This is a genomic window from Paracoccus sulfuroxidans, assembly GCF_007830335.1.
Classification (GTDB): Bacteria; Pseudomonadota; Alphaproteobacteria; order Rhodobacterales; family Rhodobacteraceae; genus Paracoccus; species Paracoccus sulfuroxidans.
On record NZ_VLKU01000002.1, the window covers coordinates 212,243 to 238,993 of the forward strand.

Sequence of the window (26,751 nt, forward strand, 5' to 3'; positions counted from 1 at the left end):
ACCCCTATTCGTCAACGATTTCAAGCACGCCGGGGATGGCCCGCAGGATCTGCCGCGCGGGCGTCGTCAGGGGTGCATTTTCGGCGATCTCGATATCGACGATCTCATCGCCGCGCCGGTAGCGCAGGCTGATCGGGCCGCAGGCGCGGGACGAGGCGCGGATCTCGGACTGGATGCGCTGCAGGGCGGCAGCGATTTCGGGCACAGGGTGCAGGTCGGCAATCGTGACCGCCAAGCGGTCCGCGCCCGCATCCGCCACCGCCGCCTCAAGCGGCGTGACCGAGCGTGCCAGCATCTTCACCTGATCGCCCGAGGGTTCGACCTGCACCTGCAGAACGACGTTTTCCCCGGCCTCCAGATGTTCGCGATGGGCGTCGAGCGTGTCCGAGAACACCGTGACCTCGTAAAGCCCGGTCGGATCGGACAGGCCCACGAAGGCAAAGCGCGTGCCGCGGGCGGATTTCTTTTCCTGCTTATGCGCCACGGTTCCGGCGATCGAGGCGACCAGCGCGCCGTCCTGCGCCGCCTGCTGCAATTCGGCCAGCGTCTGCACGCCCTTGCGGCGCAGCGCGGTCTGATAGTCGTCCAGCGGATGGCCCGACAGATAGAAGCCCACCGCTGCATGTTCCTGCGCCAGCTTCTCGGTCGGCAGCCAGACCGGCGCGACCACGGCGCGGGGCGGCGGAAGATCCTCACCGCCGCCAAATAGCGAGGACTGGTTCGAGGCCGCAGCCTCCTGCACCGCCGAGGACCAGGCGACCAGACCATCAAGCGATTTCAGAACCTTGGCCCGGCTGGGCTCAAGCGCGTCGAAGGCCCCGGCGCGGGCCAGCATCTCCAGCGGGCGCTTGCCCACACGGCGCATGTCCACGCGGCGGGCGAAATCGTTCATGTCGCGGAAGGGCGCATCGCCGCGCGCATCGGTGATCATCCGCATCGCCTCAAGGCCCACACCTTTCAGCGCGCCGAGCGCATAGATGATCTTGCCATCCCGCACGGTGAACGAGGGCGCCGAGCGGTTGACGCAAGGCGCCACCGTCTCGATCCCCATGCGGTCGGCCTCGCGCTTATAGACCGCCAGCTTGTCGGTCAGATGCATGTCGCAGTTCATCACGGCGGCCATGAATTCGACCGGGTGGTTCGCCTTCAGCCATGCGGTCTGATAGCTGACGACCGCATAGGCCGCCGCGTGCGATTTGTTGAAGCCGTAGTTCGCAAATTTCTCAAGAAGGTCAAAGACCTCTCCGGCCTTCTTCGATTCGACTCCATGTGCGACAGCGCCATCGACGAACTTCGGCCGCTCCTTGGCCATTTCCTCGGCGATCTTCTTGCCCATGGCGCGGCGCAGAAGGTCGGCCCCGCCCAGCGAATAGCCCGCCATCTCCTGCGCGATCTGCATCACCTGTTCCTGATAAACGATGATGCCCTGCGTCTCGGCCAGAATATGGTCGATGGAAGGGTGAATGGATTCAAGGGGTCGCAGCCCGTTCTTCACCTCGCAATAGGTGGGGATGTTCTCCATCGGGCCGGGACGGTAAAGCGCGACCAGTGCGACGATATCCTCGATGCAGGTCGGGCGCATGCGCCGCAGCGCGTCCATCATGCCCGAGCTTTCCACCTGGAACACCGCCACCGTGCGGGCCGAGGCAAACAGGTCATAGCTGGCTGTGTCGTCCAGCGGGATGGCGTTGATCTGGTCGATCCCGCCGTCCGGCGGCTGGTAAAGATTGCTCCCGTCGGGCGCAATATGCAGGTGCCGCCCACTGTCCTGGATCAGCTGGACGGCGTTCTGGATGACGGTCAGCGTCTTCAGGCCCAGAAAGTCGAACTTCACCAGACCGGCCTGCTCGACCCATTTCATGTTGTATTGCGTCGCGGGCATATCCGAGGCCGGATCGCGATAAAGCGGCACCAGCTTGTGCAGCGGCCGGTCCCCGATCACCACGCCCGCCGCGTGGGTCGAGGCGTTGCGCAAAAGCCCCTCGACCTTCGCCGCGTAATCCAGAAGCCGGGCCACGACCTCTTCCTGCGCGGCCTCGCGCAGGCGCGGCTCATCGGCCAGCGCCTTGGTGACGCTGACGGGCTTCACGCCCTCGACCGGGATCATCTTCGACAGCCGGTCCACCTGCCCGAAGGGCAGTTGCAGCACCCGGCCCACGTCGCGCACGGCGGCCTTGGACAGCAGCGCACCGAAGGTGATGATCTGCCCGACCTTGTCGCGGCCGTATTTCTCTTGCACGTAGCGGATGACTTCCTCGCGCCGGTCCATGCAGAAGTCGATGTCGAAGTCCGGCATCGAGACGCGTTCGGGGTTCAGGAAGCGTTCGAACAGCAGGCTGTAGCGCAGCGGATCAAGGTCGGTGATGGTCAGCGCATAGGCCACCAGACTGCCCGCGCCCGAGCCCCGGCCCGGTCCCACCGGAATGCCCTGATCCTTGGCCCATTTGATGAAATCGGCGACGATCAGGAAGTAGCCGGGGAAGCCCATCTGCTCGATGATATCCAGCTCGAACTTCAACCGCGCCTCGTACTCCTCGACCGAGGTGGCGTGCGGGATGACGGCCAGACGCGCCTTGAGGCCGTCCCAGGCCTGACGGCGCAATTCCTCGACCTCGTCATCGGCAAAGCGCGGCAGGATCGGCTTGTGCTTGCTGACAGCGAAGGCGCAGCGGCGGGCGATCTCGACGGTATTTTCGATGGCTTCAGGCAGGTCGGCGAACAGCGCCGCCATCTCGGCCGCCGTCTTGAAGTGATGCGCGGGCGTCAGGCGACGGCGCGGCTGGGTCTGGTCGACATAGGCGCGCTCGGCAATGCAGATCAGCGCGTCATGCGCGTCATAAAGATCGGGCTTGGGGAAATAGACATCATTGGTCGCGACCAGCGGCAGATCCTGCGCATAGGCGATGTCGATCATGCCGCCTTCCGCCGCGACCTCGGCGGCCAGAGGCGCGCCCTCGGCATCGTGGTGGCGCTGCAATTCGATATAAAGCCGCGTCGGAAAGGCCTCGGCCAGATCGCGGGCCAGATCGCCCGCATCCTGCTGACGCCCGGCGGCGACCAGCTGGCCAATCGGGCCGCCCGCCCCGCCCGTCAGGCAGATCAGCCCGCCGGACAGACGCGCGATCTCCTCCATCGTGACATGGGGCAGCGAGCCGTCGTCGCGCAGGTAAAGACAGGTCGACAGCTCCATCAGGTTCAGCCAGCCCTCGGCCGATTGCGTCAGCAGCACGACGGGGCCGGTGACGCCCCCCGCTTCCAGCGTGATCTGGCAGCCGACAATGGGCTGAATGCCGGTCTCCAGCGCCTTGACGGAAAACTCCAGCGCGGCGAACAGCACGTTGGTGTCGGTCAGCGCGACCGCAGGCATGCCGTTCTGCTCGGCCAGGCCGATCAGTTTCTTGACGGGAACCGCACCCTCCAGCAGCGAATGCTCGGAATGGGTGCGAAGGTGAATGAATCGTGGTGAGGTGTCGGCCATGGACGATATCTAGGCGCGACCTGCCTAACTGTGCAATTGTCTCTGGGCGGAATTCCGCTAATAAGAAGGCAGGGTTGAGGGAAAGGCGCGCAATCGTGACCGAGGTATTCCGGGCCATCGGCCTGGGCAAAAGCTATCCCGGCGTGCGCGCCAATGATGATGTCAGCTTCGCGGTCTCTGCGGGCGAAATTCACGCCCTGCTGGGCGAAAACGGCGCGGGCAAATCGACCCTTGTGAAGATGATCTATGGGCTGGTCAGGCCCGACGACGGCCAGATGCAGCTTTCGGGCGCGGAATATCTGCCCGCCGACCCGCGCGCCGCCCGTGCCGCAGGCGTTGCGATGGTGTTTCAGCATTTCTCGCTGTTCGATGCGCTGACGGTGGCGGAAAACATCGCCCTTGGCATGGAGAACCCGCCGCCCCGGCGTGAGCTTTCGCGCCGCATCGCCCAGACCAGCAGCGATTATGGGCTGCCCCTGAACCCGAACCGCCGCGTCGCGACCCTGTCCGCGGGCGAGCGTCAGCGGGTCGAGATCCTGCGCTGCCTGCTGCAATCCCCGCGCCTGCTGATCATGGATGAGCCGACCAGCGTCCTGACCCCGCAAGAGGCCGAGATCCTCTTCGCCACCCTGCGCAAATTGGCCGGGACCGGGACTGCAATCCTTTACATTAGCCACAAGCTGGAAGAAATCCGCAGCCATTGCGACAGCGCCACCATCCTGCGCCATGGCAAGGTGGTGAACACCGTCACGCCGCGCGACCACTCTGCCCGGGCGCTGGCCGCGATGATGGTCGGGGCCGAGATGCGCACCGTCGACCGCAGCAATCGTCAGGCCGGAGCGCCGGTGCTTGAGGTCTCGCACCTGTCGCTGGACGCGCCCACGGCCGAGGGGACACGCCTTCAGGACATCTCGCTGGAACTGCGGGCAGGTGAAATTCTGGGCGTTGGCGGTGTCGCCGGAAACGGCCAGGAAGAACTGCTGTCGGCACTGTCGGGCGAGGCGCTGTCGCCCGCCGGGACGGTTCTTCTGGAAGGGCAGGATCTGTCGCGCAAAGGCCCCGAGACGCGGCGTCAGGCGGGGCTTCTGGCCGCGCCCGAGGATCGGCTGGGCCATGCTGCCGTGCCCGAATTCAGCCTGACCGAAAACACCCTGCTGACCGGCGCGAACCGGCAAGGGCTGGTCCGTCGCGGCCTCATTGACCCCGGGGCCGCGCGCCGCTTTGCCGAAGCCGTGATCACCGCCTTCGACGTCCGCACGCCCGGCCCCGGCACGGCAGCGGGCGCGCTGTCGGGCGGCAATCTGCAGAAATTCGTGATCGGGCGCGAGGTGCTGGGAAAGCCCCGCGTTCTGGTCGTCAACCAGCCGACCTGGGGCGTGGATGCGGGCGCTGCCGCCGCCATCCGCCAGTCGCTGCTGGACCTAGCCCGTGGAGGCGCGGGCGTCATCGTCATCAGTCAGGATCTGGACGAATTGCTGGAACTCTCCGACCGTTTCGCCGCCCTGAACGACGGGCGGCTGTCGCCACCCCGCGCGACCGAGGGCCTGACCATCGAGGAAATCGGCCTGATGCTGGGTGGCGCGCATGGGATGGAGGTCGCGCATGTTGAGGCTTGAGCCGCGCGCCTCGGCCTCTCTGGGCTGGCAGATCGCAACACCGGTGCTGGCCGTGCTGGCCACCATGATCGCGGGCGGCATCCTGTTTGCCGCACTCGGCTTCGACCCGCTGGCGGCGATCCGCACCATCTTCTGGGACCCGCTGTTCGGCACGGCGGCGGGCTATTCCCGCCCGCAGCTTCTGGTCAAGGCAGGCCCCCTGATCCTGATCGCCTGCGGTCTGGCGCTTGGCTTCCGCGCGGGCATCTGGAACATCGGGGCCGAGGGTCAGTACATCATCGGCGGCATCTGCGGCGCGGCGGTGGCACTGGCTACCTACCCCAATGAAGGCATCTGGATCTTTCCGGCGATGATCGCGGCAGGCGCGCTTGGCGGCATGGCTTGGGGGCTGATCCCCGCCCTTCTGCGCAACTGGTTCGGCGCTTCCGAGATCCTCGTCTCGCTGATGCTGGTCTATGTCGCGCAGCGCATCACCGCCTGGATGTCCTTCGGGCCGCTGAAAAACCCCGAGGGCTTCGGCTTTCCCGGCTCGCGCAACCTGCAGCAATATGAACCCGCCTCAAACCCAGAACTCATCGCGGGCACCGGCCTGCATTGGGGTGTGGTCGCGGCGGGCGTGGCGCTGATCGCCACCTGGTTCATCGTCTCGCGTCATATCCTGGGCTTTCACATCCGCACCGCAGGTGCCGCGCCCCGCGCCGCCCGCTTTGCCGGGGTGAAGCCCAGCTGGCTGGTCGCACTGTGCCTTGGCTTCTCGGGCGCCCTGGCGGGCATGGCGGGGCTTTTCGAGGCTGCCGGACCCGGCGGCCAGATCACCGAGAACTTCGGCTCGGGCTACGGCTTCACCGCCATCATCGTGGCCTTTCTGGGCCGCCTGCATCCCGTGGGCATCCTGCTGGGAGGCCTTCTGCTGGCGCTGACCTATATCGGCGGGGAACTCGCGCAGCTGACCATGCAGATGCCCGCCGCCAGCGTGCAGGTGTTTCAGGGCATGCTGCTGTTCTTCATCCTCGGGTTCGACATCCTGACCCGCTTCCGCATCCGGAGGGTCCGCTGATGATCGATCCGCTTTCCGTCTTCCTGATGCTGCTGGGAGCTGCGACCCCGATCCTTTTCGCCTCGCTGGGTGAGCTGGTGGCCGAGCGCGCGGGCGTTCTGAACCTCGGCGTAGAGGGCATGATGATCTGCGGCGCGCTGGCGGGCTTTGCCGCCGCCCATGCCTCGGGCAGTCCGGCGCTTGGCTTTCTGGCGGCGGCGGTGGGCGGCACGGCCATCTCGCTGATCTTCGCCGGGCTCAGCCAGTATCTGCTGACCAATCAGGTGGCGACGGGGCTCGCGCTGACGCTGTTCGGGCTGGGTCTGACCGCAATGTTCGGCAAGCCCTATGAGGGCACCAAGGCCCCCAGCATGCCCATGGGGCCGCTGGGGCTGAACTGGATGATCTGGCTGGGGCTGATCGCGGTGCCGCTGGTCTGGTGGTTCCTGAACCGCAGCCGCGCCGGGCTGGTCCTGCGCGCGGTCGGCGAAAACCACGATGCCGCCCATGCGCTTGGCTATCCCGTCCGCCGCATCCGCGTGCTGGCGATCGCCTTCGGCGGGGCCATGGCGGGTCTGGGCGGTGCCTATATCTCGATCGCGACCGTGCTGCAGTGGACCGAGGGGATGACCGCAGGCGCGGGCTGGATCGCACTGGCCATCGTCGTCTTTTCCCGCTGGGACCCGCGCGGCGCATTGGCCGGGGCGTGGCTTTTCGGTGGCGTCACGGTGTTGCAGCTGCGCCTGCAGGCGGCGGGCGTCTCGGTGCCCGTCCAGCTTCTCAGCATGGCCCCCTATCTGGCCACGATCCTTGTGCTGGTGCTGATCTCGGCCCAGCAGAAATTCGGCCGCTCGGCGGGGGGTGCTGCCCCCGGCTCGCTGGGACGGCCGTTCCATGCGCTGCGATAAGGCGCCCCAAGTCCGACAGGAGAATCCCATGAAACGCAGAACCCTACTTGGCAGCGCCGCCGCATTGATGGCCGTCTCGGCGCTGCCCGCGCTGGCGCAGGGCGAGAAGCTGAAGGTCGGCTTCATCTATGTCGGCCCCATCGGCGACGGCGGCTGGACCTATCAGCACGATCTGGGCCGCCTCGCGATCGAGAAGGAATATGGCGACCGGATCGAGACCTCCTATATCGAATCCGTCCCCGAGGGCGCGGACGCCGAACGCGCGCTGACCCAGCTGGCGCTGGCCGGCAACAAGCTGATCTTCGCGACCAGCTTCGGCTTCATGGACGCGGTCCAGAACGTCGCGAAGAAATTCCCCGACGTGAAATTCGAGCACGCCACCGGCTACAAGCGCGCCGACAACGTCGCGACCTATGACGCGCGCTTCTATGAAGGCCGCGCCGTGATCGGCACCATCGCGGGCCTGATGACCAAATCAAACAAGATCGGCTATATCGGCTCTTTCCCGATCCCCGAGGTGCTTCAGGGCATCAACTCGGCCTATCTGGCGGCGAAAAAGGTGAACCCCGAGGTCGAGATGAAGGTCGTCTGGGCCTATAGCTGGTTCGACCCCGCGAAAGAGGCTGACGCCGCCGCCGCCCTTTTCGCCGAAGGCGTCGACGTCTTCATGCAGCACACCGATTCGACCGCACCGCTGGCCAAGGCCGCCGAATCCGGCGCCATCGGCTTTGGTCAGGCCTCGGACATGGCGAACTTCAAGCCCAGCCCGCGCGTCTCGTCCATCATCGACAACTGGGAGCCCTATTACATCAAGCGCGTCGGCGCGGCGCTGGACGGCACCTGGAAATCCGAAGGCGTCTGGCTGGGCATCGGCGATGGCGAGGTCGAGATCGGTGAGATCACCGACGCCGTCCCCGCCGAGGTGAAGGCCAAGGCCGAGGAGGTCCGCGACGCCATCGCCAAGGGCGAGCTGCACCCCTTCACCGGCCCGCTGAAAAAGCAGGACGGCAGCGACTGGCTGGCCGAAGGCGAAACCGCCAAGGACGAGGATCTGTCGGCAATGAACTTCTACGTCGAAGGCATCACCGCGCAGCTGCCGAAATAAGCCCTGCACACGGGAAAAACGACAAAGGCCGGGACATGTCCCGGCCTTTTGCAATTCCACGCGGCCTGACAGCCAGACATGAAAAAGCGGCGGCCTCCTTCTCGGATGCCGCCGCCCTGTCAGAAATCCAGCGAGGTCTTAGACAGCGCCCTGGATGAACTTCACGGCATCGCCGAAAGTCTGGATGGTTTCAGCTGCGTCGTCCGGGATTTCGATGCCGAATTCTTCCTCGAACGCCATGACCAGCTCAACCGTGTCCAGCGAGTCGGCGCCAAGATCATCGATGAAGGACGCGGATTCGGTCACCTTGTCCTCGTCAACGCCCAGGTGCTCGACGACGATTTTTTTCACGCGATCAGCGATATCGCTCATGTCACTTCCTCATTTTCGCGGGCATCCGCCCAGATGTGCCGGCACAAGCGCCGACGACAGCCCAGGGCGGTTCCCCTGCAGCCTTATTCGCGGGATATAGCACGAGACCGTGATCTTGCAACCCGCATAAACCATGTTCACAGCATCGCCATGCCGCCGTTCACATGCACGGTCGTGCCGGTGACGTAACCCGCCTCGGCGCTGGAAAGGAACAGGGCGGCAGCGGCGATTTCCTCAGCCGTTCCCATGCGCCCCGCCGGGATCTGCGTCAGCAGGCGCGACTTCTGATCCTCGTTCAGCTTCTCGGTCATCGCGGTCTCGATGAAGCCCGGCGCGATGCAGTTCACGGTGATTCCCCGCGAGGCGACCTCATAGGCCAGGCTTTTCGACATGCCGACCAGCCCGGCCTTCGCCGCCGCATAGTTCCCCTGCCCCGCATTCCCGGTCGCACCCACGACCGAGGAAATATTCACGATCCGACCCCAGCGGGCTTTCATCATGCCCCGCAGAACGCCCCGGCACAGCCGAAAGCTCGAGGTCAGGTTCACGTCGATCACCTGCTGCCATTCCTCATCGGACATGCGCATGAACAGATTGTCCCGCGTGATCCCGGCGTTGTTGACCAGAATATCCAGGGACCCCATCGCCGCGATGGCAGCCTTCGGCAGCCCCTCGACCTCCTCGGCCGAGGACAGATTCGCCGTGACCACATGGGCGCGCGACCCTAGCCGGTCCGACAGCTCCCGCAAGGGGGCCTCACGGGTCCCCGACAGGGTCACTTCCGCCCCGGCAGCATGCAGGGCTTCGGCAATCGCACCGCCGATTCCGCCCGAGGCCCCGGTCACCAGCGCCTTCTTGCCCGTTAGATCAAACATTCCCGCCTCATCTTCTTTGTTGTTCAAATACCCCGGGGGTCCGGGGGCAGCGCCCCCGGCTTCCTTCCCGGTTCATTCCTTCAGGGCCGCGATATCCGCAGGCGTCGCGATGTTGCGCGTGACAGCCTCTTTCGCCGTCCGCTTGATCATCCCGGACAGGGCTTTGCCCGCGCCGATTTCCCAATATTCGGTCACACCGGCCCCCGACAGAAACTCGATCGACTCGCGCCAGCGGACCGAGCCGGTGACCTGCTCGACCAGCAGGCGCCGGATCGCACCGGGCTCAACGACGGGCTCGGCGCGCACATTGGCGATCAAAGGCACCGCAGGCGCCTGAATCTCCACCCCGGCCAGCGCCTCGGCCATGACGGCCGCAGCGGGCTGCATCAGCGCCGAATGGAAGGGGGCCGACACCGGCAGCATCAGCGCACGTTTTGCTCCCTGTTCCTTCGCCAAAGCCGCCGCCCGCTCGACCGCCGCCTTGTGACCCGAGATCACGACCTGCGCCGGATCATTGTCATTGGCGGCCTGACAGACCTCATCCCCGGCGGCCTTGCGGGCAATCTCGTCGACCGTCGCAAAATCCAGCCCCAGGATCGCCGCCATCGCGCCCTGCCCGACGGGCACCGCCTCCTGCATTGCGGTGCCGCGCAGGCGCAAAAGACGCGCGGTATCGGCAAGGCTCAGCGCGCCTGCCGCGCAAAGCGCGGAATATTCGCCAAGGCTGTGCCCGGCGACGAAATCGGCATCGGTGATCGCATAGCCCTCGGCCTCTAGTGCGCGCATCGCGGCCATCGAGGTCGCCATCAGCGCAGGCTGGGCATTCTGGGTCAGCGTCAGGGTCTCGATATCGCCATTCCAGATCAGATCGGAAAGCTTCTCACCCAGAGCGTCATCGACCTCGCGAAAGACCTCTGCGGCGGCCGGGCTGGCCTCGGCCAGCTCACGCCCCATGCCGATGACCTGCGCACCCTGCCCCGGAAAAACGAATGCCCGCATGCGGAACCTCTGCTTTGTTGTCTCGTTGCAGACACGCTTAGCCCGCAGCGCGCCCTGCCGCAACAATTTGCGGGGAATGCGCGCCTTAACGGGGAATGACGATCTCGGCCAGAAGCCCGCCCAGATGCTGCCCCTCGCCCAGTCGCAACTGCCCGCCATGCGCGCGGGCAATGTCGACGGCAATCGCCAGCCCCAGGCCCACGCCCTGCCCCTGGTTCTGGTTGCGCGCCGGATCCAGACGGGTGAAGGGCTTCATCGCCTCCTCGCGCCTCTCGGCCGGAATGCCCGGACCGTCATCCTCGACCGAGATGCGGAAATACCCCGGTCCAAGCGCGCCCGAGACCTCGGCCCGGCTGCCATAGCGCACGGCATTGCCGATCAGGTTTTCCACCGCACGCCGCAGGCTGTCAGGCCGAAAGGTCGCCTTGCCCTGCGGATCGCCCGCCATCTCGGTCAGGGTCACCTTCTGGCCGCCGCGCTGCGCATCGGCCACCACTCCGCGCAGGAAATCCAGCGCCGGCAGCAGCTCGGGCGGCGCCTCCTGCGCATTGTCCCTTGCATGATCGAGGAACGCCTCGACCATGGTCGACATCGCCGTCACATCGCTTTCCAGCGCCGTGACCTCCTCGCGTTCGGGCGGATAATCCGGGCTCAGCATCGAGAGCCCCAGCCGCAGCCGGGTCAGAGGCGTGCGCAGGTCATGGCTGATGCTCGACAGCATCTGCTTGCGCTGTTCGTTCTGCCGCTCGATCCGCGCGCGCATCTCCAGAAACGCAGTGCCCGCGCTGCGGATCTCGACCGCGCCTGCGGGACGATAGGGCAGGATGCGCCCCTTGCCATATTCCTCGGCCACGCGGCCCAGCCTGCGGATCGGGCGCAGCTGGTTGCGCAGGAAAATCGTCGCAATCGCCGTCATCAGAAGCGAGGTCCCCGCCATCAGCACCAGAAGCTGGTGCGGGTTCGAGGCGCTGACCCGCTGGCGCGGAAAGATCAGCGCATAGGGGCCATAGGGGCCCTGCAAGGTCACCCGAACCTCGCGCCGCTGGCCCAGATCCACCGCCTCGACCTGCGGCAATTGTTGATGCAGGACCGAGATCACCACCCGGCCGGAGAAATCGTAAAAGCTCCGTTCCTCGACCGCAGCCTGCGTCGCGGGCAGCTCGAACTGCATCCCCAGCGGCGCAAGAAGGCTTTCGACATCGGCCCGCGCGACCTCGATATCCGGGGCCGCTTCGACGCGATCCGCGATCAGGGCGATCTCTCCGGACATGCCCAGCGTCATCTGCCGTGTGACATCCTCGAAATGCCGCTGCAGGAACATGACCGTCACGACCAGCGTGATCACGACCACCGGCAGGAATAGAATCAGCGCCGCCCGCCCGTAGAGCCCGCGCGGCATCACATGCTTGAGCCAGTCGAAATTCATTGCGGGGCAGTCCTGCCTTTCCTCGGCCTCCGATTGGTTCTGGAAACCGGAAACATCCCTGCTAGGCTAGCGCCATGACCACACCCTTGAAAGCCCCCCGCGTCATTCTGGCCGACAACGCCTCGCCCCTGACCGGGCGCGGCACGAACACCTTCCTCCTGGGCGAAAGCCAGGTCGGTATCATCGACCCCGGCCCCGATCTGCCGCAGCACCGTGGGGCGATCCTCGCGGCCGTGGGCAAGGGCAAGGTCACGCATATCCTGATCACCCATGCGCATCTGGACCATTCCGAAGGCGCGCGCGCCCTCTCCGAGGCCTGCGGGGCCCCGATTCTGGCCTATGGAGAGGCCACGGCAGGTCGCTCTGCCGTCATGGCCCGCCTTGCTGCTTCAGGCCAGCTGCGTGGAGGCGAAGGGCTCGACCTGGCCTTCCGGCCCGATCAGATCATCGCCGACGGCAGCGTGATCGAGACCGATGAATGGAGCCTCACCGCGCTGCACACGCCGGGCCATTTCGCCGGTCATCTGAGCTTTATCGAAGGCGACCGCATCTATTGCGGCGATATCGTGCTGGGCTGGTCCTCGACGCTGATCTCTCCGCCAGATGGCGATCTGGCCGATTATTTCCGCTCGCTCTCGCGCCTTGCGGCGCTGAACCCGCGTGAGCTTCTGCCCGCCCATGGCGATCCGGTGACCGATCCCGCCGCCCGCTTCGCCGAGCTGGCCGCGCACCGCCGCGAACGCACCGCGCAGATCCTTGCCGCGCTGCGCGAGGCCCCCGGTTCACCCACAGATCTGGCCGGTCGGATCTACGATGTGCCCTCGGCGCTGATGCCCGCCGCCGCGCGCAATGTGCTGGCCCATCTGGTCGCGCTGAGCGAGCTTGGCGCCGTCGCCCCCAAGGGCGATCTGACCGCCGAGAGTGTTTTTCATCTGTCGTGAAAAAATTGCGACAAACCCTCTGGACGCCCCCAAAGACCCCCGCTATACACCGCCTCGTGTTCCGGCGTAGCTCAGCGGTAGAGCAGTTGACTGTTAATCAATTGGTCGTAGGTTCGATCCCTACCGCCGGAGCCAAATCCTTCTAAATCAAAATCTTGAAGGCCATTTGGCAGCACATCTTTATCCCGCTGTTCTGCGACCCTCGCTCTCAACCTGCTGATCCTTTCTGGAAGCGCAGGAAGTTCGGCTATGGCGAACCATGCCTTGCCGCGGCGCACAATCCAGTTTTGGCACCGCAGTGCCACTCAAACTCCCGCTCTCATCCATTCGCCCGAGCCACGCCCGCCGCTTCGCTTCAGCGGCGGCCGCAACCCTGCCGTTGAGCCGGAAGGCGCTACAGCAATCCCTTCAAATCAAACCCCGCATCCGCAACCTGCTCGGGCGCGGGTGAGCGGCTTGCCTCGATCAGCCGCTTGCCGATCATATAGGCACGCGGGTCGTTCATCGCGTCGACCGCGCGCAGCGTGTCGGCCGCGTAATACCAATGCGACAGGCTGGCAGCCGACGCCCCCGGGCGCGCGACGATGCGGTCATGGCCCGCGTTCAGCCCGGCGATCTGCAGCTTCACGTCATATTGGTCAGACCAGAACCACGGCTTGGGCTCATAATCCTGCCCCGCGCCCAGCATGTTCGCGGCCACCGCTTCGGCCTGATCAATCGCGTTCTGCACGCTTTCCAGCCGGATCATCGCGCCGCGATAGGGCAGTCTGGCACAGTCGCCCGCAGCCCAGATCTGCGCGTCCGAGGTCTGGCCCTGGGCGTCAACGACAATCCCCTGATCACAATGCAGGCCCGCCGCCTCGGCCAGCTGAGTGTTGGGCAGGATGCCGATGCCCAGAATGGCGAAATCGGCCCGGCAGGTGCTGCCATCTGACAACTGCGCGGTGATGCCCTCGCCGCCCTCCAGCCGCTCAAGCCCCACGCCTTCGCGGAAGGTGACACCATGCGAGCGATGCAGGGCTCGGAAATAATCGGCGGTCTCGGGTGCTGCGACGCGTTGCAGGATGCGCGGCGCGGCCTCGATGACGGTGACCTCAAGGCCCAGCTTCGTGGCGACGGCCGCAGCCTCCAGCCCGATATAGCCGCCGCCGATGATCAGCACCTTGCGGCCCGGCTGGAACTCGGCGGCCAAGCGGTCGACGTCGGCCAGCCCGCGAACCGCATAGAGCCCCGGCAGATCGCCCCCCATCGCCGCCGGAAGCCGGCGCGGAGACGAGCCGAGGGTCAGCGCCAGCTTGTCATAGGGAACTTCCTCCCCGTCCAGAATGACGCGCTGCCCCTGCGTGTCGATGCCCGTCGCCATGCGGTCGCGGATCACGGTGATCTCCTGCTCGGCATAGAAGCGTTCGGGGCGCAGGTAGAGTTGCTCGCGCGTCATCTCGCCCAGCAGGTATTTCTTCGACAGGGGCGGACGCTGATAGGGCAGATCCGGCTCGCCGCAGATCAGCGTGATCGGGCCATCATGCCCCAGCACGCGCAGTTTGGCCGCCAGCGCCGCACCGGCCTGTCCGCCGCCAAGGATCACGATTCGGGTCATGCTGTGGCCTCCTCTGCCGCTTCCGTCCCTGCCCGTTCGCCGGATGTCCTGCATGCCACCGGCGCGAAAGATTGTTTCCTTTCCGGGCCTCTGAAATTTACTTACCAAATAGTTTGACCGTTTGCTATGAAATTAACTAAGCTCAGGGAGAGAGGGAGGAAAACATGCCGCAACGATTCGAATCCCCAAGCCTTGAGGGGTGGCCCGCATGAAGCGTTTCTGGGCCGATTATTCCCGCCGTGATTTCGCCGTGCTAGACCATGAGCGTCTGATTGCGGTTCTGCCGCTTGGCGCGATTGAACAACATGGCCCGCATCTGCCGATGTCGGTCGATACGCTGACCGTTGACGCCGTCGCCCGCCGCCTTGCGGCTGCCCTGCCCGCCGAAAGCCCTGCGATCTTCCTGCCGACGCAGGCGATCTGCAAAAGCGATGAGCATATTGATTTCCCGGGCACCCTGACCCTGACGGCCGAGACGCTGATCCGCGTGCTGGTCGAGATCGGCGCCAGCGTGGCGCGGGCGGGTGTGCGCAAGATGGTGCTGCTGAACGGCCATGGCGGCAATATCCCGATCATGGATGTCGTCGCGAGAGAGCTGCGCGTGCATCATGACATGCTGGTCTTTTCGGTGAACTGGTTCGGCTTCGGCATGCCCGAGGGCATCTATTCCGAGACCGAGTCCCGCCACGGCATCCACGCAGGCGATATGGAGACCTCGGTTCTCTTGGCGCTGGACCCGGCCAATGTCGACATGACGCAGGCGCGCGATTTCCGCTCTCGCGGGCAGGATCTGGCCGAGCGTCTGCGTCACGTCGGGCTGGGCCGCTCGGCCAAGCCGGGCTGGAAGACGCAGGACCTGAACCCGGCCGGAGCCTGCGGCGAGGCGCATCTTGCCACCGCCGAAAAGGGCGAGGCCACGCTGAACCACGCCATCCCCCTGCTGGTCGAGGCGATGGCCGAGATCGACTCGATCCCGCTTAGCTGGCTCGACGCCGCACCGGAGACCTGACCCATGACCGACACATCCCCCCTGATCCAGATGTCCGGCGTGGAAAAGCAGTTCGCCAATGGCACGGTCGCGGTCCGCGATATGTCGCTGTCGATCCAGAAGGGCGAATTCGTCAGCTTCCTTGGCCCCTCGGGCTGCGGCAAAAGCACGGCGCTGAAGATGGTCTCGGGCCTTTTGTCGGTGTCGCGCGGCAAGATCTCGGTCAATGGCCATGCGGCGGGCGAAGGCGGCGACCGCAATGACATCGGCTTTGTCTTCCAGGAGGCGACGCTGATGCCCTGGGCCACGGTCTTCGAGAATGTCTATCTGCCGCTGAAGCTGCACGGCATGTCGAAAGCCGGGGCGCGGCCGCGCGTCGAAGAGGCGCTGGCGATGGTGGGTCTGGCGAAATTCGCCAAAGCCTACCCGCGCGAGCTTTCGGGCGGGATGAAGATGCGGGTCTCGATTGCCCGCGCCATGGCCACCAAGCCCAAGCTACTGCTGATGGATGAGCCCTTCGCGGCGCTTGATGAAATGACCCGCGCCAAGCTGAACGACGATGTGCTGGCGCTTTGGGAAGAGCATAAGCTGACGGTGATCTTCGTGACCCATTCGGTCTTCGAATCTGTCTATCTGTCGAACCGCGTCGTGGTGATGGCAGCCCGCCCGGGCCGGGTGGTCCATGACATCCCCCTGCCCGGCGGCTATCCGCGAACCGCCGCCTACCGCCTGACGGCTGAATATGCCGAGGCCTGCCGACTGGTCAGCAACGCACTGGAAGGAACGCTCGATCATGCCCACCTCAATCACTGAGCCAGGCCTGCCCGCAGCGGCGGCCCCGACCGAGATCGACCCCCGCATCCTGCGCGAAAACCGCGAACGCCGCATGCGCATCCTGCTGCCGATCGGCGCGATCACCCTGGCGTTGGCGCTGTGGGAGTTCCTCGTCTGGTTCTATCAGGTGCCCCATTACCTGATCCCCGCCCCCAGCCTGATCGCCAAAACGCTGGTGCAGGACTGGGCCAGCCTTGCGCAAAGCGCGGCCTTCACCGTCAAGCTGACGCTGCTGTCGCTAGGTCTTGCGATCATCGGCGGCGTCGCCTTGGGGATGATCTTCGCGCTGTCGAAACCGGTCGAGATGGCGCTGTTTCCCTTCGCCGTCATCTTGCAGGTGACGCCGGTCATCGCCATCGCGCCGCTGATCCTGATCTATGTCAGCAACACCTTTGTCGCGCTGCTGATCTGCGCCTGGATCGTGGCCTTCTTCCCGATCCTGTCGAACACGGTGATCGGGCTGCGCAGCGCCGACCACAACCTGCGCGACATGTTCCGGCTTTATCAGGCGACACCCTGGCAGCGGCTGCGCTATCTGCTGATCCCCTCGGCCCTGCCCTATTTCATGGCGGCGCTGAAGATCGCCGGTGGCCTTGCGCTGATCGGCGCGGTGGTGGCCGAATTCGTCGCGGGCACCGCGGGCCAGAACACCGGCCTTGCCTCACGCATCCTGGAATCGAGCTTCCGCAATGAGATCCCGCGCATGTTCGCGGCGCTGTTTCTGGTCTCGCTTCTGGGCGTCGTGATCTTCCTGATCACCTCGTGGCTGTCGCGTCTGGTGCTGGGGCACTGGCACGAAAGCGAAATCAAGCGCGAGCATTGATGGCCATGCGTGATCTGGGCGAAACCACCCTGACCGGCCTGACTTTGGCCGGTCGTCCGGGCCGCTGGCAGATGCAGATTGCCGCAGGCCGCATTGCCGCGCTGCGCCCCTGCACCAAGGCGGGCGGCGGGCTGGTCCTGCCGCTTCTGGCCGATGTCCATACGCATCTGGACAAGACCTTCACCGCCGCGCGCATGCCGCGCCGGGCCGGGTCGCTGTTCGATGCCATCGAGATGATGGGGGCCGATGCGGCGGGCTGGACGGTGGACGACCTTCGCGCCCGCACCCAGCGCGGCCTTGCCCGTGCCTATCATCACGGCACCGCGCTGATGCGCAGCCATGTCGACTGGGGCGAGGCGCAGCCGCCTCTGGCCTGGTCGGTGCTGAATGAGCTGAGGCAAGACTGGCGCGGCAGGATCGAGCTGCAGCTTGCGTCGCTGACGGCGCTGGACTTGATGCCCCAGATCGGGCCCGGCATCGCCGCCCATCTGCGCGAAAGCGGCGGCGTGCTGGGGGCCTTCATCTATCGCAACGCCAATCTGGCCCGCGATCTGGCCACCACCTTCGATCTGGCCGAGAAACACGGGCTGGATCTGGACTTCCACGTCGATGAGGGCCTTGACCCCGAGGCGCAGGGCTTTGACGCAATCGTCGAGGAAACCCGGCGCCGGGGCATGGCGGGTCATGTGCTTTGCGGCCATGCCTGCTCGCTTTCCGTGCGCGACCCTTCCGAGGTCGCGGGTCTCCTGGACCGCGCGACTGATGCCGGGATCGGGCTGACGGTTCTGCCGGGCGCCAACAGCTATCTGCAGGACGGCGCCCCCGGTCGCACGCCGCGTCTGCGCGGGCTCGCGCCGCTGATCGAGGCGGGCGCGGCGGGCGTTCCGGTGATGATCGGCTCGGACAATGTGCGGGACGGGTTCTATCCCTACGGCGATTATGACCTCTTCGACATCTTCCGGCTGGCCGTCATCCTGGGCCATCTGCCGCCCGAGGATTGGCTGGACGCCGTCAGCCAGCGCCCCGCCGCATGGATGGGCCACAGCCTGCAACTGGCCGAGGGCGGCCCCGCCAGCTTCATCTGGCTGGACGCCACCGACCTGCCCGACGCCATCAGCCGGCCCCGAACCGCCCGCCACGTCTGGCGCGAGGGCCGCATCTTGCCCGAAACTCAAGGAGAGACGGAATGACCAGCACCTGGGACATCGCGGCATTCAAGGCCGATCTGCCCGAAATCCGGCAGCATGATGACGAGAAATACCTGGCTGCACGCTCGCAGGACTACTTCTGGTACAGCCCCATCCTGAACGAATTGCTGAAGGACAAGCGTGGCGATCTGGTCGTGGTGCCGCAAAGCGTGGACGAGGTCATCCAGATCGCGTCGCAGGTGGCCCGTCACCGCATTCCGCTGACCCTGCGCGGCGGCGGCACCGGCAATTACGGCCAGTGCGTGCCGCTGGAAGGCGGCATCATCATGGACCTCACCCGGCTCGACAAGGTGATCGAGATCACGCCGGGCCATGTCCGGGTCGAGGCTGGGGCGCGCATCTCGCGGCTGGACGATGCCGCGCGGGCGACCGGACAGGAATTGCTGATGTACCCCTCGACCCGGCAGATGGCGACGATCGGCGGCTTTCTGGCAGGTGGTTCGGGCGGCATCGGCTCGCTCCGGCACGGGATGCTGCGCGATCCGGGGAACGTGACCTATGTGAAGGTCGTCACCATCGAACCCGAGCCGAAGGTGATCGAACTGCATGGCGACGAAATCCAGAAGGTCCAGCACGCCTATGGCACCAATGGCATCGTGGTCGAGATGGGCGTGGCCCTGACCAAGGCCACCGACTGGATCCATACGGCGGCGCTGTTTGACGGCTATGATCAGGCTCTGCGCTTTGCCACGCAGGCGCAGGTCGACGGGCTGGACTGCTATCTGCTGACGACGGTCGAGCGTCGCTTCGCCCCCTATTACAAGAAGCTGGGCGATTATTTCCCCGCCGACCGCGACGCAGTCTTCGCCATGGTCGCGCCGGGTGACATGGCCCGCTTCACCGCCGAGGCCGAAGAAATGGGTGGCCGCGTCTCTTTCGCGATGACCAAGCCCGACCTCAGCGCGGCCGGTCTTCAGCCCGCCTATGAATGCGGCTGGAACCACACCACGCTGCAGGCGCTGAAGGTCGATCCGGGCTGGACCTATCTGCAGGTCGCCTATCCCCGCCCCTTCGACATCGATCTGGTGATGCGCCAGATGGAGCGCTATGGTGACGAGATGTTCTGGCATCACGAGATGGCGCGGGAAAAGGGCGATGTGCAGATCTTTGCCCTGCCTCTGGTGCGCTGGCGCGACCGCGATGCGATGTATCGCCTGATCGCCGAACTTGAGGAAAAGGACGGCTGCACCATCTTCGACCCCCATGTCGTCACCATCGAGGACGGCGGCATGAAGACCATCGACGACACGCAGATCGCCTTCAAGAAGCTGGCCGACCCCTACGGCCTGATGAACCCCGGCAAGACCCGGGGCTGGACCGCCGACATGGCGCGCGACGACACCACGTTCAAACAAGGACAATCCGCATGAACAAGATGATGACGGCCCTTGCCCTGACGACCGCGCTTTGCGCGGCGGGCACCGCATGGGCAGATGACAAGGTGGTCTTCGGCACCAACTGGCTGCCGCAGGGCGGCCATGGCGGCTTCTATCAGGCGCTGGCCGACGGCACCTACAAGAAGCACGGGCTGGATGTCGAAATCATGCCCGGCGGCCCGCAGGTGAACAACCGCCCCATGCTTTCCGCCGGACGGCTGGACTTCCTGCTGGGGGGCAACCTTCTTCTGTCCTTCGACAACGTCAAGAACGGCATCCCGACCACCGTCGTCGCCGCCTTCTACCAGAAAGAGCCGCAGGCGCTGATCGCGCACAAAGGCAAATACGCCGACTGGCAGGCGCTGACGACCGCCCCCACGGTTCTGGTCGGCAAGGACGGCCAGTTCAGCTTCTGGCAGTGGATGGTCTCCAGCCAGGGCTTCAAGAACGAACAGCTGCGCCCCTATGCCTATAATCTGGCGCAGTTCCTCAGCGACGATGCGATGGTCCAGCAGGCCTATGCGACCGCCGAGCCGATCTATGCTGCCGAACAGGGCGTCGAGACCGACACCTTCCTTCTGGCCGATCAGGGCTGGAACACCTATGCCAACACCATCGAGACCCGGCAGGAGCTGATCGACCAGAACCCCGAACTGGTGCAGCGTTTCCTCGATGCCTCGATCGAGGGCTGGTACAACTTCCTTTATGGCGACCACACCGCCGCCTATGAGATGATCATCGCCGCCAACCCCGAGCTGACGGCCGAAAAGCTCGACAAGGAAGTCGCGCTGATCAAGGAGCTGGGCATCGTCGACAGCGGCGAGTCGCTGGAGAAGGGCCTTGGCGCGATGGATGAGGCCCGGGTGAAGTCGTTCCTCGACACCGCCATTGCCAGCGGCCTTTACAAGGACGGCGAGGTCGATCTTACGAAGGTCGCGAATTACACCTTCGTCAACAAGGGCCACGGGCTGGACATCAAGGAGAAACTTGAGGCCCAGTAACCCGCCAGAACAGGAGCGCGCCGCATGCCGGGAATGGCGACACCGCCCACCCCGATGCCGAAAGCCCATGCGGCGCGCGTCCTTGATGGGCCTGATGGCCTTTGCTGTTCGATTTCAGCAGCAAGCCGCCCGGCTGCGGGCATGAAGCTTGAAGAAACGGGATTTTCAGAATGAGTGTCGCGCAGAAAAAGCGCATGATGATGCATGACGCGATCCGCGAGGGCGCAATCCGCGAATTCGCCCGCAACGGGCTGGCGGGCACCTCGACCCAGGCCATCGCCGAGGCGGCCGGGATCACCAAGGCGCAGCTGCATTACTATATCTCCAGCAAGGAAGAGCTTTATCAGCAGGTGCTGGGCGACATCGTCCGCCAGTTCCGGGAAATCTTCTTCATCACCACCTCGCAGGATGATCCACGACAGGCGATCACATCGTATATTGCGCGCAAGATCCGCCATACGCTGGAGCATCCCGAAATCACCCGCCTCTTCGCGCATGAGATCGCGCGCGGCGGGCCCGAGATGTCGACCCATTGGCAGACGCTGAAAGTCTCGGTCGAAGAGGCCAATCAAGTGATCCGGGGCTGGATCGAGGCAGGCAAGATCCGCCCGGTCGATCCGCTGCTGTTGCAGATGAACCTCTGGGCCGTGACCCAGCATTACGCCGAATATGAAGCGCAGGCCCGGATGCTGATGGAACTGCCAGATGACGTGCCCCTTGATGCCGAACGGCTGATCCATGAGGCGACGCAGACCTTCCTTTTGCGCTGCGGCCTGACCGACGATGAGGAGACGACCCCATGACCCCCTTGGCCCCACCCTCTCTGGCCGCGCCCTTTGGGGCCTATTCGCACGGCATCGCCTCGGGCGGCATGATCGTGACCTCGGGCCAGCTGGCGCTGGCCCCCGACGGCACCATCCCCGAAGGCGTGACCGCGCAGGCCGAGATGTGCTTCACCAATATCGCCGCCATTCTGGCCGAGGCCGGGGCCGATTTCAGCCATGTCCTGCGCTTCACCGCCTTCGTCACCCGGCGCGAGGATATGGCGGCCTATATGGCGGTCCGCGACCGGCATGTGCGCGACCTTTCCGTTAAACCAGCGTCAACGCTTCTGATCGTCAGCGGCTTCACCCGCCCCGAATTTCTGGTCGAGATCGAGGCGGTCGCCCTCGTCCCCCAAACCTGAGGACCCCGGATATGGTCAACGTCACCTTCATCGAGCCCGACGGCACGCGCCGCACCATCTCCGCCGCCATCGGCGCCTCGCTGATGCAGGCCGCCCGCAACGAAGGCGTGGCGGGCATCGAGGCCGAATGCGGCGGCGCCTGCTCTTGCGCGACCTGCCATATCCATATCGCCGAGGACTGGGCCGGGCGGCTGCCCGAACGCTCGGCGCTGGAACTGGACATGCTGGACTTCGCCAATCGATTTGACCCGGAGGCTTCGCGCCTGGCCTGCCAGATCACCGTCACCGCCGATCTGGACGGGTTGCTGGTGGACGTGCCCGGGCAATAGGGCGGTGCCTGCTGGCCGCATATGGCAACACTGCATTATATCTGTGCTAGAGCAGCCATCATCGCACAAGAGCATCAAATGATCATAAGCGGTAAGCTGTGAAGGTCGCTCTCTCCCCTGATCGGCAGCGATACGGGACCAAGCGGTCATGGCCTCGGCTACAGCATCATGAAGTTTTCGGTATCACGCGTGTAGCGTGACAGGGGTATTGTCAGAGTCTGCCACGCAACATGTCAGCGCGCCGTTTTTCTTAGACGCCCCGTTCACTCCCGCTTGAACTCACTCAAAGCACGTCATCCGTCGCAGATCCAGATCACGGCTGTTTGTTAATCAGCGTTTCCATCAACATTTGCAAAGCGCCTGCTTTGATAACCCGAATCCGCTCACGCCCTGCTCTAACGTTGATGCCTGCCAGGTGGATAGTGAAACAGCCATTCTCAAAAAGTACGGTAAATGCAGGACCACCGCTCATGCCATCAGGATCAAATGTCAGCGGATCGACAGGCTCAAAAATATGGACTGCGTCATCTGTGCCTTGACCAGCATAGCGGCACAGCACTTTCTGCTTAACCAACTTCATTTCGCCGTCTTCATAGTCGATCTGGCGCCCCTGGAAGGGGTAACCGTAGCTGATGGCGCCCACTACACGATCCGCCGGAACGCTAGGGTGTTGGCCCCGGAAATCGAAAAACAGGTGCCTCAATTCCGGCAACTCACTGGTAGGCTCTGTGAAGTCGAAAAGCGCAATTTCATGATGATCGCCTTCGTTCATGCCATAATCGAAAGAAATAAAGCCACCGGAGGTGATGCACTTCGTCTTTCCCTCATGCGGCACGGTTAAACAGATCCCCGTTATGTCGTTAACAAGCTTCAGTTGGTGCCTAGTGCACGTCATAAAGTAGCGGTCCCGATATCGGATGAGTGTCGCCGAGCCGGGGATTGTCAACGGGTACACTTCGTCACCCGTCCAGAATCCGAGGCACTCGCAATACTGGGAGAAATGATCTTCGACGAGCCGCCCAGGAAGAATGAGACCGTTATGATTGACGGACATATTGCCAAGCCAGTCGAATATATCCCGTGAAGCAGTGAAGCCGGTGGGCGTCATATAGTTCTCTGCTATTGATACCTATCTGGGGAAACGTAGCCACACCTCTGATTGTCTGCAAAGGGCTCTTCGCGTCGGCGAAGCCAAGAAGTGCCAGACGCAGCGCCCCCTCAAGCCATAGGCACGCGCGCCCCCAAGCCCCGGTGCCTTCACCAAAAGAAGATCACCCCTCGCGGCGGTTGGTGATTGCGCTTGCTCCCCGGTCGCGGTAAATGCCGAAAAGACGCGGGCGTAGCTTAATGGTAAAGCTCCTGGTTCCCAACCAGATGACGAGGGTTCGATTCCCTTCGCCCGCTCCATCCCTTCCCTGCCATCGTCCCGTTCAGACGCCCGACCCGTGGCGGGATGGCGCGCGACTTACGCGCGCCGCCAAGCCTCAGCCCATCGACTTCGCGCGATCACGCAGCTGGAACTTCTGGATCTTGCCGGTCGAGGTCTTGGGCAGGTCGGTGAAGATGATGGTCTTCGGCACCTTGTAGCGCGCCATATTGGCGCGGCAGAACTCGATGATGTCTTCCTCGGTCGCAGTCCGGCCTGCCTTCAGGGTGACGAAGGCGCAGGGCGTTTCGCCCCATTTCTCATCCGGGCGCGCGACGACGGCGGCCTCCAGCACGGCGGGGTGGCGATAAAGCACATCCTCGACCTCGATCGAGGAGATATTCTCGCCCCCCGAGATGATGATGTCCTTCGAGCGGTCCTTGATCTCGATGTAGCCATCGGGGTGCATCACCGCCAGATCGCCCGAGGCGAACCAGCCGCCGTGGAAAGCCTTCGCCGTGGCGGCGGGGTTTTTCAGATAGCCCTTCATCACGATATTGCCGCGCATGAAGATCTCGCCAATAGTCTCGCCATCCGAGGGGACGGGCTCGAGCGTCGCGGGATCGGCCACCATCAGCTCTCCCAGCGTCAGGTTCTTGACGCCCTGCCGCGATTTGAAGCGCGACCGCTCATCCGGGGGCAGTTCGTCCCAGGCGTCCTTCCATTCGCAGACGACCGATGGGCCATAGGTTTCAGTCAGCCCATAGACATGGGTGACGGTCACGCCCATCGCCTCCATGGCCGCGATGACGGCGGCGGGCGGCGCGGCACCTGCGGTCATCACCTTGATTTCGTGATCGAAATCCTTCAGCTCATCGGCGGCGTTGGTCAACATGTTCAAAACGATGGGCGCGCCGCAGAAATGGCTGACCTTTTCGTCGCGGATCAGCTGATAGATCGGCTCGGCCCGGACCGAGCGCAGGCAGACGCAGACGCCGCCATTGGCGGCAATGGTCCAAGGGAAACACCAGCCGTTGCAGTGAAACATCGGCAGCGTCCACAGATAGCGAGCATGGTGGGGCATGTCCCAGGCGATGATGTGCTGCATGGCATTCAGCGCCGCACCCCGGTGGTGATAAACGACGCCCTTCGGATCGCCCGTCGTCCCCGAGGTGTAGTTGAGCGAGATGGCATCCCATTCATTCGCAGGCAGATGCCAGTTGAAATTCGGGTCGCCCTCGGCCAGCAGGTCCTCATAGGTCAGCTCGCCGATGCGCTTGCCGCCCTCGAAACTGGGGTCAAGAATATCGACCACCAGCACGTCCTTGCCCACGCGCAGCTTCAGCGCCTGCTCGGCCACTTCCGAGAACTCGGGGTCGACCAGCAGCACCTTGGCCTCGCCATGGCCCAGGATGAAGGCGATGGTTTCGGCATCAAGGCGGGTGTTGATCGCGTTCAGCACGGCCCCGGTCATGGGCACGCTGAAATGCGACTCGAACATTTCGGGGATATTGGCGGCCAGCACCGCGACGGTGTCGTTCTTGCCGATGCCGCGCTTGTGCAGCGCGCTGGCGATGCGGCGGCAGCGGTCATAGGTCTCGGCCCAGTTGCGGCGCACGCCGGTGTGCACGACCGCCAGCGCGTCGGGATAGACGGCGGCGGTGCGCTCGATGAACCGCAGGGGCGTCAGCTGCTCGAAATTCGCCAGTCCCGCGTCCAGGCCGAATTCGTAAATGTCATGGTGGGTCATGCTGACGTCCTCTTTCCTCCAAGGCCGCGCACGGCCTTCCACATCCCGGTCAGGCATCAAAGCTAACCGCAGATGCCCGGCAAGGGCCAGAGGGGGCAAGTTAGAAAAAAGGCTGAGCAGGGGAGGTCAGAACCGCGCCTCGGCCAGATGGACAAGCTGCGCGCCCGCCTCATACCAGGCCTCGCGCAGCGGGCGCAGGGGCACCGCCTGCGGCGTGCTGGGCTGCAGGGGCAGGTCCTCATCCCCGATCTCGTGGCACAGATAGGCGGCGAGGCAGCGCCCGAAGGCAGTGCCGGGCGCAATGCCGCGACCGTTGTAGCCGCAGAAGGCGAACATCCCGTCATCAAGGCGGTGGAAGCGCGGCAGGTTGTCCGAGGTCATGCCGATCTTGCCATACCATTCGGCCTCGAAGGTGATAGGGCCGATCTGCGGAAAGATCCGGCGCAGCATCCGGCGCGCCCATGCGGCATGGACCGAGCCCCCGGTGCCGCGAAGCGCCCCGACCGAGCCGAAAACCAGACGGTTGCGCGCGTCGAAACGGAATGAGGACAGCACCTCTTTCGTGTCCCATGCGCCCTGCCGCCCCGGCAGGATGCTGGCCGCAACATCATCGGGCAAGGGCGGGGTCGCCAGATTAAAATAGGGCAGATGCACCTGCTGCGTGCGGATTTCCGGCATGATGCCCTGCGTATAAGCGTCGGTCGCCAGGACGACGCGGGGCGCGATCAGCGTGCCCTTCGGCGTCTGGATGTGCCACTGCCCATCCTCTCGTGCCACTGCCGTCGCCGGGCTGGTCGTATAAATGCGCCCGCCCGCGCGCAGCACCGCATGCGCCAGCCCGCGCGCATAGGCCAAAGGCTGGATCGTCCCGGCGCGTTCATCCAGCAGCGCGCCGCTGTAGTAATCCGTGCCCAGCATCGCGGCGGCATCCGCCTTGCCCAGCAGCCGCACTGGCGCGCCGCGCGCCTGCCATTGCCGCGCACGCTCGGCCAGTTCGGCCTGCCCCTTGTCGCCCACAGCGGCATGCAGCGTGCCCACGTGATTGGCCTCGCAGGCGATGTCATGGCGGCGGATCAGATCCCAGACATGGGCCGGGCCTTCGCCCAGAAAGTCGATCAGGCGATTGCCCTGCGCCTCGCCCAGCGTGGCCACCAGATCCTCGGGCATGACCCACATGCCCGCGTTCACCAGCCCGACATTGCGCCCCGCCGCGCCATAGCCGATCTCGACCGCCTCGATCAGGGTGACGTCGACGCCGCGTTCGGCCAGATGCAGCGCGGTCGAAAGGCCAGTGTAGCCCGCACCGATGATGGCGACCTCGGCCCGGATCTGCCCCTCGACCGCCCCGGTCCGGGGGGCAGGCGGCGCAGTCATTTCCCACAGCCCGTGGGAGTGCGGATCATTGAGCATGCGGGCCTCGTTCAAGAAGGATGGCAGGGGACGGGCGGAAGCGGCGCCAGCCTCTATTCTTCTTCGCCACGCCCGCGATTTGCGATAACGAGAGTTTTGCAAGACCTCATGCAATGCCGGAATATCC

At 64.7% G+C, this 26,751-nt stretch carries 23 protein-coding genes and 2 tRNA genes; 16 read left to right on the plus strand and 9 right to left on the minus strand.

The features are described from left to right. Positions 1-4 precede the first annotated feature (4 nt). Positions 5-3,478, minus strand: coding sequence for a DNA polymerase III subunit alpha (gene dnaE, locus IQ24_RS03550; RefSeq protein WP_145396342.1), 3,474 nt, complete (start codon positions 3,476-3,478; stop codon positions 5-7). A gap of 95 nt (positions 3,479-3,573) precedes the next feature. Between dnaE and IQ24_RS03555 the strand changes: the two genes are divergently transcribed. From IQ24_RS03555 to IQ24_RS03570, 4 genes are read left to right on the plus strand one after another with little or no spacing between them, the layout of a single operon-like run. After that, positions 3,574-5,094 carry an ABC transporter ATP-binding protein gene (locus IQ24_RS03555; RefSeq protein ID WP_145396343.1) on the plus strand — a complete coding sequence of 507 codons (1,521 nt, stop codon included), beginning with the start codon at positions 3,574-3,576 and terminating at the stop codon, positions 5,092-5,094. After that, on the plus strand, positions 5,081-6,151 hold the full coding sequence (locus IQ24_RS03560) for an ABC transporter permease (protein ID WP_145396344.1): 1,071 nt from the start codon (positions 5,081-5,083) through the stop codon (positions 6,149-6,151). Before IQ24_RS03555 ends, IQ24_RS03560 begins: the two co-directional genes overlap by 14 nt. Then, on the plus strand, positions 6,151-7,038 hold the full coding sequence (locus IQ24_RS03565; protein WP_145396345.1) for an ABC transporter permease: 888 nt from the start codon (positions 6,151-6,153) through the stop codon (positions 7,036-7,038). Before IQ24_RS03560 ends, IQ24_RS03565 begins: the two co-directional genes overlap by 1 nt. Before the next feature lie 28 nt (positions 7,039-7,066). After that, the gene (locus IQ24_RS03570; protein ID WP_145396346.1) at positions 7,067-8,143 is read left to right on the plus strand and encodes a BMP family ABC transporter substrate-binding protein; all 1,077 of its coding nucleotides are present in this window, start codon (positions 7,067-7,069) and stop codon (positions 8,141-8,143) included. 138 nt (positions 8,144-8,281) lie between these two features. Here the strand turns inward: IQ24_RS03570 and IQ24_RS03575 are convergent, their stop codons facing one another. The 4 genes from IQ24_RS03575 to IQ24_RS03590 form a co-directional block, all read right to left on the minus strand. Continuing rightward, the gene (locus IQ24_RS03575; protein WP_028720942.1) at positions 8,282-8,515 is read right to left on the minus strand and encodes an acyl carrier protein; all 234 of its coding nucleotides are present in this window, start codon (positions 8,513-8,515) and stop codon (positions 8,282-8,284) included. Positions 8,516-8,652: 137 nt separating this feature from the next. Then, positions 8,653-9,390: a 3-oxoacyl-ACP reductase FabG gene (gene fabG, locus IQ24_RS03580; RefSeq protein WP_145396347.1), complete on the minus strand. Its 738-nt coding sequence runs from the start codon at positions 9,388-9,390 to the stop codon at positions 8,653-8,655. Positions 9,391-9,462: 72 nt separating this feature from the next. Further along, entirely contained in the window at positions 9,463-10,389 is a 927-nt protein-coding gene (gene fabD / locus IQ24_RS03585; RefSeq protein ID WP_145396348.1) for an ACP S-malonyltransferase, read from the minus strand. An 85-nt stretch (positions 10,390-10,474) separates the two neighbouring features. Beyond that, the gene (locus tag IQ24_RS03590; RefSeq protein ID WP_145396349.1) at positions 10,475-11,815 is read right to left on the minus strand and encodes an ATP-binding protein; all 1,341 of its coding nucleotides are present in this window, start codon (positions 11,813-11,815) and stop codon (positions 10,475-10,477) included. Between the two features lie 74 nt (positions 11,816-11,889). On the opposite strand from IQ24_RS03590, the gene IQ24_RS03595 reads away from it, so the two are divergent. Continuing rightward, positions 11,890-12,756, plus strand: coding sequence for an MBL fold metallo-hydrolase (locus tag IQ24_RS03595; RefSeq protein ID WP_145396350.1), 867 nt, complete (start codon positions 11,890-11,892; stop codon positions 12,754-12,756). Between the two features lie 60 nt (positions 12,757-12,816). Next, a tRNA-Asn gene (locus IQ24_RS03600) sits at positions 12,817-12,891 on the plus strand. 259 nt (positions 12,892-13,150) lie between these two features. Here the strand turns inward: IQ24_RS03600 and IQ24_RS03605 are convergent. Beyond that, the gene (locus tag IQ24_RS03605) at positions 13,151-14,353 is read right to left on the minus strand and encodes an NAD(P)/FAD-dependent oxidoreductase (RefSeq protein ID WP_145396351.1); all 1,203 of its coding nucleotides are present in this window, start codon (positions 14,351-14,353) and stop codon (positions 13,151-13,153) included. Between the two features lie 208 nt (positions 14,354-14,561). On the opposite strand from IQ24_RS03605, the gene IQ24_RS03610 reads away from it, so the two are divergent. The 9 genes from IQ24_RS03610 to IQ24_RS03650 all read left to right on the plus strand — a co-directional run bounded on the left by IQ24_RS03610 (position 14,562) and on the right by IQ24_RS03650 (position 22,098). After that, positions 14,562-15,362, plus strand: a complete 801-nt coding sequence (locus IQ24_RS03610) for a creatininase family protein (RefSeq protein WP_145396352.1) — start codon at positions 14,562-14,564, stop codon at positions 15,360-15,362. 3 nt (positions 15,363-15,365) lie between these two features. After that, positions 15,366-16,154 (plus strand): ABC transporter ATP-binding protein, encoded by a 789-nt coding sequence (locus tag IQ24_RS03615; protein ID WP_145396353.1) that lies wholly within the window; start codon positions 15,366-15,368, stop codon positions 16,152-16,154. After that, positions 16,135-16,998, plus strand: a complete 864-nt coding sequence (locus tag IQ24_RS03620; RefSeq protein WP_145396354.1) for an ABC transporter permease — start codon at positions 16,135-16,137, stop codon at positions 16,996-16,998. The genes IQ24_RS03615 and IQ24_RS03620 overlap by 20 nt, the downstream gene beginning before the upstream one ends. Further along, the gene (locus IQ24_RS03625; RefSeq protein WP_199756473.1) at positions 16,998-18,188 is read left to right on the plus strand and encodes an amidohydrolase family protein; all 1,191 of its coding nucleotides are present in this window, start codon (positions 16,998-17,000) and stop codon (positions 18,186-18,188) included. The genes IQ24_RS03620 and IQ24_RS03625 overlap by 1 nt, the downstream gene beginning before the upstream one ends. Further along, positions 18,185-19,576, plus strand: coding sequence for an FAD-binding oxidoreductase (locus IQ24_RS03630; RefSeq protein ID WP_145396355.1), 1,392 nt, complete (start codon positions 18,185-18,187; stop codon positions 19,574-19,576). Before IQ24_RS03625 ends, IQ24_RS03630 begins: the two co-directional genes overlap by 4 nt. Beyond that, complete coding sequence (locus IQ24_RS03635) at positions 19,573-20,583, plus strand: ABC transporter substrate-binding protein (RefSeq protein ID WP_145396356.1); 1,011 nt, start codon at positions 19,573-19,575, stop codon at positions 20,581-20,583. Before IQ24_RS03630 ends, IQ24_RS03635 begins: the two co-directional genes overlap by 4 nt. 170 nt (positions 20,584-20,753) lie before the next feature. Continuing rightward, positions 20,754-21,386 carry a TetR family transcriptional regulator C-terminal domain-containing protein gene (locus IQ24_RS03640; RefSeq protein ID WP_145396357.1) on the plus strand — a complete coding sequence of 211 codons (633 nt, stop codon included), beginning with the start codon at positions 20,754-20,756 and terminating at the stop codon, positions 21,384-21,386. Further along, complete coding sequence (locus IQ24_RS03645; protein ID WP_145396358.1) at positions 21,383-21,769, plus strand: RidA family protein; 387 nt, start codon at positions 21,383-21,385, stop codon at positions 21,767-21,769. Before IQ24_RS03640 ends, IQ24_RS03645 begins: the two co-directional genes overlap by 4 nt. Positions 21,770-21,780: 11 nt before the next feature. Further along, positions 21,781-22,098, plus strand: a complete 318-nt coding sequence (locus IQ24_RS03650) for a 2Fe-2S iron-sulfur cluster-binding protein (protein ID WP_145396359.1) — start codon at positions 21,781-21,783, stop codon at positions 22,096-22,098. Between the two features lie 313 nt (positions 22,099-22,411). Here IQ24_RS03650 and IQ24_RS03655 read toward each other — a convergent pair whose 3' ends face one another. Then, positions 22,412-23,206, minus strand: a complete 795-nt coding sequence (locus IQ24_RS03655) for a hypothetical protein (RefSeq protein ID WP_145396360.1) — start codon at positions 23,204-23,206, stop codon at positions 22,412-22,414. Positions 23,207-23,431: 225 nt separating this feature from the next. Between IQ24_RS03655 and IQ24_RS03660 the strand changes: the two genes are divergently transcribed. Continuing rightward, a tRNA-Gly gene (locus IQ24_RS03660) sits at positions 23,432-23,505 on the plus strand. Between the two features lie 77 nt (positions 23,506-23,582). Here IQ24_RS03660 and IQ24_RS03665 read toward each other — a convergent pair. Beyond that, on the minus strand, positions 23,583-25,214 hold the full coding sequence (locus IQ24_RS03665) for an acyl-CoA synthetase (RefSeq protein ID WP_145396361.1): 1,632 nt from the start codon (positions 25,212-25,214) through the stop codon (positions 23,583-23,585). Positions 25,215-25,340: 126 nt separating this feature from the next. Beyond that, positions 25,341-26,624, minus strand: coding sequence for an NAD(P)/FAD-dependent oxidoreductase (locus tag IQ24_RS03670; protein ID WP_145396362.1), 1,284 nt, complete (start codon positions 26,622-26,624; stop codon positions 25,341-25,343). Between the last annotated feature and the right edge of the window lie 127 nt (positions 26,625-26,751).